Origin of the sequence: Microcoleus sp. A006_D1, assembly GCF_036702805.1 — a bacterium.
Taxonomy (GTDB): Bacteria; Cyanobacteriota; Cyanobacteriia; order Cyanobacteriales; family Microcoleaceae; genus Microcoleus.
In genome coordinates, this window is sequence record NZ_JAUBVZ010000003.1 from 444,814 (window position 1) to 458,791 (window position 13,978).

Genomic DNA, 13,978 nt, shown 5'->3' on the forward strand with positions numbered 1-13,978 from the left:
ATGAAATACAGAATAGACCTCTTGCAAAAGTCCTTTTAATCAAATTTTCGGACGGGCTAGAAGCCCATCCCACAAGAAAAAAAATTTTGTGGGATGGGCTTTGAGCATCGTCCTAATTATTTTTGCAAGAGGTCTAATACCCGGCGAATAGAGTTCGCGTCGATACCCGGCGAATAGAATTCGCGTCGATACCCGGCGAATAGAATTCGCGTCGATACAGACAAAACCCGCCGACGCGGGTTGAAGAATGAGAATACCCGGCGAATAGAATTCGCGTCGATACAGACAAAACCCGCCGACGCGGGTTGAAGAATGAGTCGTTAAAATTACGTTATTTTCCTCAGTCCGCGGAGGCGGACATCGTTTGTGTAGACGCGAATTCTATTCGCCGTCTTCGTTTGTGTAGACGCGAATTCTATTCGCCGTCTTCGTTTGTGTAGACGCAAATTCTATTCGCCGTCTTCGTTTGCGTAGACGCGAATTCTATTCGCCGTCTTCGTTTGTGTAGATGCTTATCTCTGAATAGAAAACAACTGTTGTCGAACCAGCCGTTTATAAACATCTAAAGCTAATTTCCTAGCTCTCAAATCCTCAGTTAACTTCTTAATCTGGAGCTTGTGAGTATTTTGCTGCTCCACAATCGCCCACTCGTTTTTGCGATAGATTGCTTCCCCTTCTTTTCGGGCTTGCTTAAACATTTGACGCATCGCTAAAGGGCTCAGTTTGCGATCGCTCTCACAATAAGCATTCATCGTTTTGCCGATCGCCCAAGTCGCCATAAACGCATCAGAAGCCCCTAAATTCGTGCCAAGGTTCGGTAACAACTTCGCAATGTCGATCGCAGTCAGCCAAGCCGACACAAAGCCCAAACTGCCCACAATCCCCTCAAATAGCGATTGAGATTCCAGATCCGTATAGCCCCAAAGCCCGCCAACTTCCGAAATCAAAGCAAACTGAATATCAAGGGCTACCGACTCCGTATAGGTACTCATCAACGGAGACGGAAATCCCCCTAGTACAGCAGTGGCGATCGCACCATACAAGATTTTTTGATCGATCACTTCTGCCCGTTGCTGAACATCTTTGATCGGTTGAATAGTTCTATCTCCTTGAATTGTATAGCTTTGATTCACTAACTCATGCAACTGCTCGATCGTGGCTGCGTCCAAATTGAAAGTGTCTTTAATTTGCTCAATTATATTCTTTTCAGACGGATGAGGTTCTGCCTTGGCCGCAATCAAACGATAGGCTGTGTAGTAAGTTAGCTCCTGTTCGACTGGGGTGATAATTTGAGCCAATTCTGCCGATAGATCGATCGACTCATCTAGTAAATGATCCCACATCATCCCCCTCGCAAACACTCGTGCACTAGAGCGGAGTTGCACTTTTTCCGATTCATTTAAAATGCCATCGGCTTTAGCAACGCAAATCAGCACTTTCAGCCTAGCCAAAGCTTCCACCGAGATTACCGGAGTCTCAGCATTAGCCACCGTAGCCTGAGCATTTGGGCGATCGGGTTCTGGAACAATCAACAGCGGACAAGTGACACGGTGTAGAATAAATTGGCTCAAACTACCCAACAACATTTCCTGTAACTGATCGCGTTTGCGTCGCCCCATCACAATCATATCGACATTTTGGGATCGCTTCAAAATGCTATCCCCAAACTCTTCATTCGTGATGACATAATTCAGTTCGCAGAGGGATTCTAGCGGATGAAAAAGCTCTTTGAGTTCTTCTCTACTGATTGAATTCGGTGCAGTTTCGTGACTGGGAGCAGATTCTGCATAATCTAACTCAGGTTCAGTTATATGCAGAATCGTCATTTGAGCCTGAACTTGGGTTCCCTTTAACCAAACTTTCAAAAAGTCCACAATCGCGATCGAATTTGGGGAAATATCAGCGGCGACTAAAATCTTCATTGTCTCGATTCACTCCTAATCTTCTATATCAAGCTGCCGTCTAGCAATTTCATCAATGTCTTGAAATTGCCCTGCTTTGGCAGCCCACAATAAACCAAAAATCACAAACAAACTAATCGGAAGCAGCACCCAAACCAGCGACCACATCACTACCGTACCATCTCCAACTCCAAACCAACTACTGTGCATGACTACTTCTTTAGTCATTTGCTCGATCACAGTCAGCAATGGTAAAAGTGTATAAACTATGAATTGATTGAACATGATGTTTAACCTATGATGATGATTCTACTGGTGATTTCCAAGCCCCTAAAGACTGGATGTAATCAGTTAAATCAGATAGTTCTTGTTCGGATAGGTAATTGAAGGAAGGCATGATCGACATTGGGTTATAGTCACGCGGATTCTTAAAGTGTCCGATTAAATAATCCCGTGCGGGAGCGCCAATTTCCCTCCTCCAAATCTGCCCTTCATTGGATAAATCTGGGCCTTGGCGGGCGGTTCCTAAAAGGTGGGGGCGATCGTAATAATAGTCACCAGATTTAGAAATCCCGAACGTCGATGCTAAATTTTCATCTGCTTTCACACTTCGTACCTGCTGAGAATGACAGTAAACACAGCCTTCTCGTGTATAAATGTGCCGCCCTTTTAATTCCGATGGTGTGTAAGCTACCAAGCCCACGCTGGGCACAGTAATCGACGATGTAAATGCGGGTGCGACGGCTAAACCGCTAAAGGCTAATCCAAACAAGATGGATAACCCAATGATAATCGGAAAAACTCGAATGTACCTCATTTTTGTGTTGCCTCTAATTGACGATTTTCTGGTAATATTGATTTTTCAGCAGATGCTGGGGATGTTGTCAGGGTTTGCCAAATATTCCACAGAAACACGCTTTGTCCAACTAACAACATACCGCCGCTGATCGCACGCACAATGTTGTATGGTGTACGCAGCATCATTGTTCCAGTGGGTGAATTTCCCATTTCCCATTCGTTGCCTTCGATTAAGCCGATCGCAGCCATTGAAGCAACATAGCCCACAATCCCCAACACAGTCAGCCAGAAATGCCATTCTGCCAAGGATTGCGAGTATGATAATTTACGTGATTTTTCCAGATAGAAATAGGTAAATGCTACCAATCCAGCGATCCCAAATCCCAGAAATCCTAGGTGCACGTGGGCGATCGTCATGTAGGTAAAATGAATTTTGGCATTGAAGGACATAATTGCCAAGGAGCTGCCCCACAGAGACGCACCAGCATATCCCAAGTACGCCAAGATGCTAAAACGATAGCTCACGTCTGTCTTCAGCACAGACAGCGCTCCGAGGGCTGTACCGCCGAAATTGACGATCGTCGCAAACACCGGCACAAACATCGCCAACGAAGCCGTAACCGACGCAGACATTACCCACATTGGCACTGGCCCCCAAATCACATGATGCCCGCCATTCCAGGGATAGAAAGCAGCTAATGTCCAGAAACCAACAAAGGAAATCGTGTGACTATAAAGCGGTTTTTTCACCTGCTTTGGCACAATATAATAGAGCGTCGCCAATCCCAATGTGGTCAACCAAATGCCGAACAAATTATGACTGTAGAACCAGTTAACGATCGCATCTTCGATGCCGCTAAATCGATTCGCATTACCCAAAGTGTAGTAAATAGGGAATGGAATAATCGCCAACAAAATATACCACAAAGAAACATATAGCCGTTCTTCGCGCCGCTGCACAAAGGTAGAGAAGATATTACCTGCGACAGCGATTTCTAGCAAACCAAATCCCATATCAAACGGAAACGGAATCTCTGAGTATTCTTTGCCCTTGCTGAAACCCATCATGATCGCCAGACAACCACCCAGTAAATTGAAATTCCATCCCCAAGCGGTTAATGAGCCCAGTGATTCTGAGAATAATGGGGCTTGAGTGAGGCGAGGAACCATATAAAAGGCGGCTCCCAAATATCCCATACTCATGAAGCCAAAGATGCCGATATTGACGTGTACTGGACGCAATCGCCCATAGGCAAAGGCTGGAATGCTTTGCAAAAATTCTGGATAAAACAGTTTGACTGCTTCAATTATCCCGATAATCATCGCAATTGTTAGCCAAAACAAGCCCGAAAATAGCCACACCTGCATCGCGTGATCGGTGCGCTCAAGGGCGTGAATACGGAAAGGATTCCGCTGAGGCTGAGTAGATAAGACGTTGGTTTGGGTAATCGTATCTGAATTAGTCTGAGTTGAAGTCATAAGGTTTACTAAAACAGGAATGATTTCCCTAGGAAAGTTGACAAGTGATGCAATTCTAAAGACAACGTAAAATGTGTCTTTTTGTATACAAAATGAGTAAATGTACTTTTTTATGGTAACGTACATTTCCCCAAAAAAACCATAGTGCTTAATTTATAGTCTCGTCAAAAGACGGGTTGTCAAACTCCTGTATTGAGGAAAGCGCGATCGACTTTTAACGCAAGTTCCATACACCCAAACCCCAACTTTCGAGCCAAATTAACTTTATTTCTTTATCTTCTTGGTTCGCAATGCTAATGTTGCGGCGGCTACAATTCGCGCCCCGGCCGAACCTGTTTCTTGCTTCCATCCGTTAAATCCGTTAAAAAATCCGTTGCTAATCTTCCATCCGTTAAATCCGTTAAAAAATCCGTTGCTAATCTTCCATCCGTTAAATCCGTTAAAAAATCCGTTACCGAACTTGCTAATTCCATCCGTTAAATCCGTTAAAAAATCCGTTGCTAATCTTCCATCCGTTAAATCCGTTAAATCCGTTAAAAAATCCGTTGCTAATCTTCCCTTAGCTAGCGCGGTCAAATTTATGTTTAACAGGAATTTTGATGGCAAACTCTGTTCCCTCACCCAGACTAGAGAAACACTCCAGCTTGCCCCCATGTTTTTCAGTAACAATTTGATAGCTGATCGACATTCCCATACCCGTTCCTTTGCCAACAGGTTTAGTTGTGAAGAAAGGATCGAAAATGCGCTGCCGAATCTCTTTCGGTATGCCCGAACCGTTATCGGCGATCGCAATTTCCACCCAATCGGCATCGATGACACAGGTTCCGATCGTAATTTGACTGGGATTTTCTTTAATTTCCTGGTAATTACGCCGCGCATTATTCTCTTCCAAGGCATCAATGGCATTGGATAGAATATTCATAAACACTTGATTCAGCGGGCCTGCATAGCATTCAGTCAGCGGTAGAGAACCGTAGTTTTTAATCACCTGAATTTCCGGTCTTTCTGAGGAAGCTTTGAGGCGGTGTTGCAAAATCATCAAAGTGCTATCGATTCCTTCATGGATGTTGACTGGTTTAAGATCAACTTCGTCAGTGCGGGAAAAATTGCGGAGGGATAGCACAATGTTCCGAATGCGATCGGTACCCATTTGCATCGATGATACCATCTTGGGCAAATCCTCTTGAATAAATTCTAAATCAATCTCTTCAGCTTCGGTTTGAATTTCCTCCACCGGATTTGGATAGTATTTTTGATAGAGTTCCAAAAAGTCTAACAAATTTCGGGTGTATTCTTCGACGTGAGCGAGGTTTCCGTGAATAAAGCTGACTGGGTTGTTAATTTCGTGGGCAACTCCAGCAACCAGTTGTCCCAAACTAGACATTTTTTCACTTTGAATTACCTGTGACTGGGTGCGCTGCAACTCCTTTAATGTGGTTTTGAGTTCAAGAGTACGTTCTTCTACTCGCGCTTCTAGTTCTGCATTGCTGTTTTCTAAAGCAATGAAAGATTCGCGCAATTGCCCTCCCATCTCGTTAAAAGAGCAGCCGAGAATGTTGAATTCTGCGATGTTGCCGGGTTCGACTTTCTGTTCTAAATCGCCGAATGCCATTGCTTGACTTGCCTGATTTAAGCGCCGGATGGGACGGGAAATCCAGCGGGAGGTGAAAATGCCGATCGCCGTTGCCGCAGCCAGCGCCCCCAAACACAGCAGAATCGTGGTTTTGGTGTTGGCATGAATCTGTGCCATGAAGCTGCTATCCGGGATGCTAGTTACTACCAACCAGTCCAAACCATATTTGTCGCGCCAGGGCGTAATATGCACGTGATATTCTTCTCCTTGAAAATCGAGGTTCAGTTTTTGAGTATTGGTAATAGTTTTAAAGTCGGGAATTTGTTGCTGAAGCTGCTGGGCAATACTCCGTACAACTGGGTTAGAACTGTCTGTGGCTTTGAGGCGCTTAATTTCGTTATTGGCCACGATAAAAGGCTCCTCCTTTGAGGAAGTGGCAACCAACATCCCATCGCGTTCCATAATAAACACTTGCCCCGAGCGGCTGACATCTAAGTTTCGCAAAAAATCACTCAGTTTTGATAGATGGATATCTGCTCCCACGACGGCAATGAGTTTTTTGTTGTCATCATAAACTGGACGAGCTGCTGATGCGGCAATGTAGGGGGGATAGCTGGGATCGTAAAAGGTATAAATCCGAATCCATATTGGTTTTCCTGCTTTCACAGGTTCAGTATATGGAGGCTCGTTGAGGGTATCCCACGAACTTGTACTCAAAATGCGAGTTCGGTTGCCATCGCTGTCGGTTGAGTAAGTGGTCACATTGTTGGGCCGACTTGCGGTTTTGGTTGATATATCATCAATGGTGACAGTATGACCATCGTAGCGGGAGGCTCCTGGGGCTTCCCCGGTGGGAAAATTTATGTAAATGTAACTGAGGTCGTAGGCTTGCATTTGATGCCACAAGTATTTGCCTTGAGTTTTCTGATCGCGCAAATCGAGCAATCCCATGCGAATTACATCGGCATTGATCTGGATGACTTGCTGCGGAATCGACAAATAAGTATTCAAATGGTGATCTAGCTCACTGCTGGTGCGCTTCATTAGCTGCTCGCCTAGATCCTGAACTGCTTTCTCACCATTTTTGAAAGATAGATATCCCACGAGTCCGACAGCGCCGAAAACTTGCAGCACGAAGGGAATAATCAGGACAAGTTGCAGCGGGAATGCCCGGACTTTGCTAAAGGAAGATTTTTTCATGAGTTATAAATCTGGAATCGAAAACGACAACTACAACTCCAGCTTGCAACAATTTTTGCCGATCGTGCAAATTTCGATCTATCTGCCCTCAACAGGCTACTCCAAGGCTTTTAATAGATGAGTTGGAGCGATTGGCAGGTGGGCCCGGTTTTTTGTGTGCTAATTCCCAAAGTGCGATCGGGCCAACAGGTTAATAGTTATAGTCGATCGCATAAGCTACTGTAAAATAATTATGCGTTTCTTTCGTTTCGGCTGTCTTGGTATTTTAGGCTTGTTAATTATTCTCTCGGTGGCGCCCCGACAAATTATGAAAGCGGATATTCGCAGCGCTGATTGGAGTCCAGACGGCAAATATGCGATCGCGATTGTCAGGCATCCGATGCTGTTTGCTATGCCGGGTGGGGGAAGCGATGCGCCGTGCGATGTATTTCTGTTCGATGCGTCTGGAAAAGAGTTGAATAGTAAAAGTTTTGAGATGGTGCAACTTGTGTCTGTGGGCTGGCGGGGCGATTTGGTTGAAGTTGGGATGTTCGACAAATGGGAATTGCCCAAAATAGATAATATCAACATTCTGCTGTTTAGTGCTGCTTACACGGGCGATTTATTGGAAGTCGAAAAACTCCTGACAAAAAATGCCGATATTTATTTCAAGACTTACTTAAACCAAACACTGTTACACGCGGCTGCTTTTGGCCCGAATCAGGCAATTGTACAGTTGTTGCTGCAAAAAGGATTGGATCTAAGGGCGATCGACAAATCGGGACAAACGCCCCTGCACGCGGCAGCAGCAGGAAGAGGTAGCGGTAGGGCTATCGACTTATTGAGCGCCAACGGTGCAGATTTGGAGGCGATCGATCGCAGCGAATACGGACAAACAGCACTCGACATCGCAGCAGAAAGCGGCAATTCTGAAGCAATCAAAGCCTTGATTAATCGAGGCGCTCGTGTCAAAGACAACACCTTTTTTTCTGTAATTAATAGGTTTGAGTCTGAAAAAAAGAAGCAAGAGATAATTGAATTACTTCTCAAGAATCAAGCCCAAATACCATCAGGTTTACTGTACAGCGCTGTCTCCCGTGGAGGTATCGATATTGTAAAATTATTGATCGATCGCGGTGCTGACATCAACGATTCCGATCCTTACGACAATACTACTCTCTTGATGAGAATTGTACAACCTAATACTGGTATTTCTCCGCAATCAAAACCTGCATTAGTGAAGTTATTTCTCTCCAAAGGTGCGGATGTGAACGCGCGGAATAAAAATGGTGCAACTGCTTTAAGCATTGCTGACAAATCATCCACACCGGAGATTGTTAAGCTGCTCAAACAGCACGGCGCTAAAATATAACTCGGCGGTTGAAACCTATCATAAACAAACTTTCGTCCGCGGCTCGAATCAGCTTCGCCGAACGTCCTAGGCAGACAGTTTTAGTATAACATCAAATCGATCTATCTCTCATACTCTTGGTAGATGAAAACTTGACTGGCTGATTGGGGTTGATTCTGTTTTTTGATGCGAATCAAGCGATTGGTAAGGTTGGGATTTTCACTTAAGCAGGCATGAAGTGCTTGGGCTTGTCCTCCATAATCGCGATCGTCCTTACAGATGATGATACCTGAGTGAGCAACACGAGTTCTGTGTAGTGCAATAAAATCATCGCGGTTTAACGTGACTAGAATTCGCTGCTGTTGGGTAGCGAAAGCGAGGACTGTCTCATCGGGGATACCCTGGTTAGCATTTTGAGCCTCGTAGCAAGTGAGGAAATCGTATCCTAGTTGCCGCAAGTATCCAACAATATCTAGGGGGAAGTTTTCGTCACAATAGATTTTAGTCATCTACCCCGTCTGAGTTATTATAAGCGATCGCGCGATCGACTTCTGAGGAGTTTTGTTCGTAGTATTCCCAAGCAGCAGCGAGGTTTTGGGGAGTTAGGCTTGGATAGTTGCGCAGAAGTTCTGAATCGCCTGCACCTTGCTGGCGGAAAGAAACCAGCGTCCAAACAGGAATCCGGGTACTGCGAATGCGGGCATTACCGCCGCAAATGCCGGGAGTTTTCTCGATCGCATTAGCTTTGAGACGGCTTTCTAACAGTCCTCTTTCTTCGGGCGAAAGCGATTCTATAACTTGGACAAGCGACTCGATTAATCGCGCATTCATACTTAAATTGAGCTAAGGCTATGGCATCATTGTAGCAAAGTTTTTCCAAAAATTATTGAATATGGAAAATTACTCTATCTAGTTCATCCTTTGGTCAGATGACAGTCCTGAATTCTTTCAGCAATATAGATAATATTTGAGGTCAGAGTATATGCCGCAATACTTCGGAAAACTCCAAACCACAGAACAGCCTTGGTCAACTATCGGCCCTGTACAATCGATCGACAAAACCGATTCCCTACGGGATAGCTGCGCCGATCGCACAATTCACTTCAATTGCGGCGCAACTTCCCTCAACATCAGCGTACTCGCAGCGAATTTAGTCAGAGTCCGAATGTCCCCGACTGGCGAATTCACAACTCGCTCGCACTCAGTAACTCTTCCTGACGAAGAATGGGAAATCGTGCCTTTTGAAGTGCGAGAAACTGAGGAAAAGATCGAAATTGAAACAGCAGAAATATTAATTTCCGTAAAGCGCGATCGCCCTTCAGTTCAATGCTTTGACAAATCAGGAAAACCCTTTGCTAGCGACTGCGATCGCGCGATGGGATGGCGCGCGGGCGCAACTGCTGGCTGGAAGCGGATTGAAGCCGACGAACACTTCTACGGTTTCGGCCAACGCACCGGCTTTCTCGACAAACTCTCCGAAGTCAAGACAAACTGGACAACCGACGCCCTCGACTACAATTCGCAGACAGATGAAATGTACCAGGCGATCGCATTTTACATCGCCCTGAATCCCGATCGCGCCTACGGCATCTTTTTCAACACCACTTTCTGGAGTCAATTCGACATCGGCGCCGAAAAACCGGGCGTGTTGCGGATGGAAACCAGAGGCCCAGAACTCGACTACTACATCATCTACGGCCCCGAACCCGCCCGAATTTTAGCCACCTACACGCAGTTAACCGGCCGGATGCCGCTTCCGCCAAAATGGGCGCTGGGATACCACCAATGCCGCTGGAGCTACGAATCTGAGGACGTTGTGCGGGAGTTGGCGAAGGAATTTCGCGATCGGGCGATTCCCTGCGATGTCATCCACCTCGACATCGACTATATGCACGGCTACCGCGTTTTTACTTGGAGCCCCAAGCGTTTCCCCGATCCCGCGCAACTGATCGCAGACTTGAAAGCAGCGGGTTTCAAGGTTGTCACCATTATCGATCCCGGTGTCAAGTACGAACCGGAAGCAAATTACGAAATATTCGATCGCGGTGTGGAAAACGACTATTTCGTCCGCACCGCCGAGGGAAAGCTTTTTCACGGTTACGTTTGGCCAGATAAAGCCGTGTTTCCCGACTTCATGCGCCCGGAGGTGCGCGAGTGGTGGGGCGAATTGCACAAAACCCTCACAGATATTGGGATTGCGGGGATTTGGAACGACATGAACGAACCTGCGATCGCGGAACGGCCTTTTGGCGACGGCGGCGAACACATCTGCTTTCCGCTGGATGCACCGCAGGGCCCGGAGTTCGATCGCGCAACGCACGCGGAAACGCACAATTTGTACGGTTTGATGATGGCGAAAGCTTGTGCGGAGGGGTTGAGAAAAGTGCGAGGGGGCGATGGCTTACGCCCCGCTACGCTACGATCTTTTGTGCTGACGCGATCGGGTTTTGCGGGCGTACAGCGTTACTCCTCCGTGTGGATGGGCGACAATCAATCGTTGTGGGATCACTTAGAAATGTCCTTACCAATGCTTTGCAACATGGGGCTTTCCGGCGTGCAGTTTGTCGGCTGCGACATCGGCGGTTTTGCGGGGAATGCAACCGCTGAAATGTTCGCGCGGTGGATGCAGGTGGGGATGCTGTATCCTTTGATGCGCGGTCATTCTGCCATGAGTACGGCTCAGCATGAACCGTGGGTTTTTGGCGATCGCACTGAGCAGATTTGTCGCGAATACATCAATTTGCGCTATCAGTTGTTGCCTTACATTTACACGCTGTTTTGGGAAGCTGCGACTGCGGGAACGCCGATTTTGCGACCCTTACTCTATCACTTTCCGCGCGATCGGACAACTTATCACCTTTACGATCAAGTATTGCTCGGCCCGTCGCTGATGGCTGCACCCGTTTATCGGCCGGGAGTTGAGCATCGCGCCGTGTATTTGCCGGAGGGAACTTGGTTTGATTGGTGGACTGGTGAATGCTATCACGGCCCGACGCACATTTTGGCGATCGCACCTCTGGAGAGAATGCCGCTTTACGTGCGGGGCGGTGGGATAATTGCGTTAGCGCCTGTGCGTCAATTTGTGAGCGAAGAGGCGATCGATTCATTGAAAATGCGAATTTGGCCCGGAACTGGTGAATGGACGCTTTATGAAGACGACGGACACAGTTTTGAACATGAACAAGGTATCTGGGCAACGACTAATTATAAAGTGTATTTAGAAGGGGAAAAAACAATCGTTGAAATTGCCGCGCGACAGGGAAAGTTTGCGATTTTAGAGCGCGAAATTACTGTAGAAGTTGTTGGGATTGGGGAACAGCAATTTACCGACGACGGTACAGTGCGGCGTTTGACATTTTAAGCAAATTTCTCCGCCATACCCGTAGGGACACAGCACTGCTGTGTCCTCATATTCTTGCTGTAAGCATCACAATCAAACAGGTTTGTAGTGAGGACTTCAGTCCGCATCAGGTTTGTAGTGAGGACTTCAGTCCGCATCATTCAGAACAATAACTCAGATTCCAAAACATCGAACCAATAACGCTTATTTCAACGGCAACGATCTAATTTGTGTGCAGGCTGCTAATTTCAAAGCTATAATATTACTTTCAGCTACTGGGAAGGAAAAGAGTTCAACAAAAAACACGAATTTATTCCCTTTCACGATCGAGAACTATCGCTATTTCTGCCCATAGAAACAATTATTGAAGAATTGAGTTAACAGTTATCCGTAACCACAAATAATGCAGCTTCTTCAAATTACCACATTCCAAGCTTTGCGGCGCAGCTTGGGGCTGATAATCCAAGCCGCACCAATTGAACTCCGAAATTTGATCGTACTCAACATTATTCGCGGTGCAGCCCCATCTGGCGTGCTATTTTTAAATAAATTAATCATTGATGAAGTCTCTCGGTTGCTGTCGCAACCCAAAACAGCACAGCCCTTAACTTTGATGCTCGATCATCCAATGTTGCTGTGGAGTGTTGCCGGAGTCTTAAGTCTCAAATTAGTCGGCGATTCCATCGAAACCATGAGTTCCTTTACGGTAACATCTTTACGCGATCGAGTTCAAGGCGCAGTCGAAGGAAAAGTCCTCGAAAAAGTCGCCAATTTCGACGATATCGCCCTGTTTGAAAACCCGGAACTATTAAATATTGTAGAACTTGCAAAAACCGGAGTATCCAAAATACAGCAACTAGCATTCAGCATCAGCATGACAATCACGGGAATTTTTATTTTCATTCCATCTGTCAGCCTTGCTGCTGCCATAGCTTGGTGGGTTCCATTGCTGATGTTGATTTCATCAATTCCCTCAATTTACATCGAAAGAAAATATACCAGAATCATCTGGAGAGTTCAAAAGAAGCAAGCTAAAATTAGTCGCGAAATGAACTTGTCATCTAGGGTATTAATGGGGGAAGAATACGCTAAAGAATTGCGTTTGTTTGGGCTGCAAGAACTTTGGCTTAAACGTTGGCAAGGTCAGTTCGTGCAGTTTTTTAGCGAAATGCAGGGCATCCGAAAAAAGGCATCAATTATTGTACTCTTGTGGTCGATATTTAGTAGAGTGGGAGTAGCTTTGCCCTTTGTTTATGTAGTAATGGGAGCTTTGGGAGGGCGCTATACTTTGGGAGATTTGGCGCTATATTCGGGTTTGATTGTCCAAGTAGAAAACAGTTTAGAATTATTGATTAATAGTTACACTAATTTGTACGATATTTGCCTCGGTGTCAGTCCGATTTTTCAACTGTTGGATTTAAAGCCAGAATTGCAGTCTCCGCTTATTGATGTGACATCTCGCTTGCCTAGTTTACCAGATGTCGGGCAAGATGCCCGCCCCACAAAAGATAAAATTGGTATCGAGATTAAGGATTTATCTTTTTGCTATCCCGGTAGCAAGAAAAGCACGATCGCAAATATCGACTTAACCATTAATCCGGGTGAAATGCTAGTGCTTGTCGGTGAAAATGGCGCGGGTAAAACCACCCTTGGCAAACTCCTCGGCCGCCTGTATGACCCGACAAGTGGTACGATCGCCTGGAACGGTCAAGATTTGCGATCGTACTCTCTAGCATACGTGCGATCGCGCATAGCAGTAGTCATGCAAGATTACGCCCGCTTCCCCTCGACAGTACGAGAAAATGTCGGCTTCGGCGACTTGCTTTCCTTGTCGGATGACACCGCAATTAATCAAGCAATTTCCGAAGCCGGAATTGCAGCCAAAGTCAACAGTTTAGAGCAAGGTTTAGAAACGCCCTTGGGGAAACAATTAGAAGACGGCATCGACTTATCGGGGGGACAATGGCAAAGAATTGCGATCGCGCGCGCCCTCATGCGGCTTGACACAGCCGAAGTCCTAATTTTTGACGAACCAACCGCCGCCCTCGATCCGAAGACAGAACACGAAATTTACAGCATCTTCCGCCAAATCGCCGCCGGGAAAACCACGATTGTGATCAGTCACCGGTTGGGATTGGCCAAAATTGCCGATCGCATCGCAGTCATGGAAAATGGTAAAATAGCAGAAATAGGAACTCACGACGAATTGATCGCATCAAACGGAATTTACTGTTCGATGTTTACCCGTCAAGCTAGCAGTTATATTTAAAGTTAAACAAACAAAAATTCATGAGGGCGGGTGTACCGGAAAGAATTGGTTTAAACCCGGAACCCTTGTAAGGATAAATTAAAATCAG

12 protein-coding genes are annotated in these 13,978 nt (G+C 46.0%); 4 read left to right on the forward strand and 8 right to left on the reverse strand.

What is annotated here, in order from left to right:
* Positions 1-512: 512 nt before the first annotated feature.
* The 6 genes from QUB68_RS07630 to QUB68_RS07655 form a co-directional block, all read right to left on the reverse strand.
* Positions 513-1,922 carry a universal stress protein gene (locus QUB68_RS07630; protein ID WP_332990917.1) on the reverse strand — a complete coding sequence of 470 codons (1,410 nt, stop codon included), beginning with the start codon at positions 1,920-1,922 and terminating at the stop codon, positions 513-515.
* Between the two features lie 15 nt (positions 1,923-1,937).
* Positions 1,938-2,186, reverse strand: a complete 249-nt coding sequence (locus QUB68_RS07635) for a cbb3-type cytochrome oxidase assembly protein (protein WP_332990919.1) — start codon at positions 2,184-2,186, stop codon at positions 1,938-1,940.
* A 10-nt stretch (positions 2,187-2,196) separates the two neighbouring features.
* Positions 2,197-2,718 (reverse strand): cbb3-type cytochrome c oxidase subunit II, encoded by a 522-nt coding sequence (locus QUB68_RS07640; RefSeq protein ID WP_332990920.1) that lies wholly within the window; start codon positions 2,716-2,718, stop codon positions 2,197-2,199.
* A complete protein-coding gene (locus QUB68_RS07645) occupies positions 2,715-4,178 on the reverse strand; it encodes a cbb3-type cytochrome c oxidase subunit I (protein WP_332990923.1) in 1,464 nt (487 codons plus the stop codon). Before QUB68_RS07645 ends, QUB68_RS07640 begins: the two co-directional genes overlap by 4 nt.
* 264 nt (positions 4,179-4,442) lie before the next feature.
* Positions 4,443-4,754: a hypothetical protein gene (locus tag QUB68_RS07650; RefSeq protein WP_332990925.1), complete on the reverse strand. Its 312-nt coding sequence runs from the start codon at positions 4,752-4,754 to the stop codon at positions 4,443-4,445.
* Positions 4,738-6,951 carry a sensor histidine kinase gene (locus QUB68_RS07655; protein WP_332990927.1) on the reverse strand — a complete coding sequence of 738 codons (2,214 nt, stop codon included), beginning with the start codon at positions 6,949-6,951 and terminating at the stop codon, positions 4,738-4,740. The genes QUB68_RS07650 and QUB68_RS07655 overlap by 17 nt, the downstream gene beginning before the upstream one ends.
* Between QUB68_RS07655 and QUB68_RS07660 the strand changes: the two genes are divergently transcribed.
* The gene (locus tag QUB68_RS07660; protein WP_332990930.1) at positions 6,950-7,072 is read left to right on the forward strand and encodes a hypothetical protein; all 123 of its coding nucleotides are present in this window, start codon (positions 6,950-6,952) and stop codon (positions 7,070-7,072) included. The two genes, QUB68_RS07655 and QUB68_RS07660, sit on opposite strands and share 2 nt — an antisense overlap.
* A gap of 111 nt (positions 7,073-7,183) precedes the next feature.
* Positions 7,184-8,302 (forward strand): ankyrin repeat domain-containing protein, encoded by a 1,119-nt coding sequence (locus tag QUB68_RS07665; RefSeq protein WP_332990931.1) that lies wholly within the window; start codon positions 7,184-7,186, stop codon positions 8,300-8,302.
* Between the two features lie 101 nt (positions 8,303-8,403).
* On the opposite strand, the gene QUB68_RS07670 is transcribed toward QUB68_RS07665, so the two are convergent.
* Together QUB68_RS07670 and QUB68_RS07675 are read right to left on the reverse strand one after the other, a co-directional pair.
* Positions 8,404-8,790, reverse strand: coding sequence for a DUF5615 family PIN-like protein (locus tag QUB68_RS07670; protein WP_332990932.1), 387 nt, complete (start codon positions 8,788-8,790; stop codon positions 8,404-8,406).
* Positions 8,783-9,112, reverse strand: a complete 330-nt coding sequence (locus tag QUB68_RS07675; protein ID WP_332990934.1) for a DUF433 domain-containing protein — start codon at positions 9,110-9,112, stop codon at positions 8,783-8,785. The genes QUB68_RS07670 and QUB68_RS07675 overlap by 8 nt, the downstream gene beginning before the upstream one ends.
* A gap of 151 nt (positions 9,113-9,263) precedes the next feature.
* On the opposite strand from QUB68_RS07675, the gene QUB68_RS07680 reads away from it, so the two are divergent.
* On the forward strand, positions 9,264-11,642 hold the full coding sequence (locus QUB68_RS07680) for a glycoside hydrolase family 31 protein (protein ID WP_332990936.1): 2,379 nt from the start codon (positions 9,264-9,266) through the stop codon (positions 11,640-11,642).
* A 382-nt stretch (positions 11,643-12,024) separates the two neighbouring features.
* Entirely contained in the window at positions 12,025-13,890 is a 1,866-nt protein-coding gene (locus QUB68_RS07685) for an ABC transporter ATP-binding protein (RefSeq protein WP_332990938.1), read from the forward strand.
* The last annotated feature ends 88 nt before the right edge of the window (positions 13,891-13,978 follow it).

Excerpts from the sequence above, each read along its gene's own strand:
- QUB68_RS07630 (WP_332990917.1), bottom strand. The coding sequence starts at position 1,922 with ATGAAGATTTTAGTCGCCGCTGATATTTCCCCAAATTCGATCGCGATT.
- QUB68_RS07635 (WP_332990919.1), bottom strand. The coding sequence starts at position 2,186 with ATGTTCAATCAATTCATAGTTTATACACTTTTACCATTGCTGACTGTG.
- QUB68_RS07640 (WP_332990920.1), bottom strand. The coding sequence starts at position 2,718 with ATGAGGTACATTCGAGTTTTTCCGATTATCATTGGGTTATCCATCTTG.
- QUB68_RS07645 (WP_332990923.1), bottom strand. The coding sequence starts at position 4,178 with ATGACTTCAACTCAGACTAATTCAGATACGATTACCCAAACCAACGTC.
- QUB68_RS07660 (WP_332990930.1), top strand. The coding sequence starts at position 6,950 with ATGAGTTATAAATCTGGAATCGAAAACGACAACTACAACTCCAGCTTG.
- QUB68_RS07655 (WP_332990927.1), bottom strand. The coding sequence starts at position 6,951 with ATGAAAAAATCTTCCTTTAGCAAAGTCCGGGCATTCCCGCTGCAACTT.
- QUB68_RS07665 (WP_332990931.1), top strand. The coding sequence starts at position 7,184 with ATGCGTTTCTTTCGTTTCGGCTGTCTTGGTATTTTAGGCTTGTTAATT.
- QUB68_RS07670 (WP_332990932.1), bottom strand. The coding sequence starts at position 8,790 with ATGACTAAAATCTATTGTGACGAAAACTTCCCCCTAGATATTGTTGGA.
- QUB68_RS07675 (WP_332990934.1), bottom strand. The coding sequence starts at position 9,112 with ATGAATGCGCGATTAATCGAGTCGCTTGTCCAAGTTATAGAATCGCTT.
- QUB68_RS07680 (WP_332990936.1), top strand. The coding sequence starts at position 9,264 with ATGCCGCAATACTTCGGAAAACTCCAAACCACAGAACAGCCTTGGTCA.
- QUB68_RS07685 (WP_332990938.1), top strand. The coding sequence starts at position 12,025 with ATGCAGCTTCTTCAAATTACCACATTCCAAGCTTTGCGGCGCAGCTTG.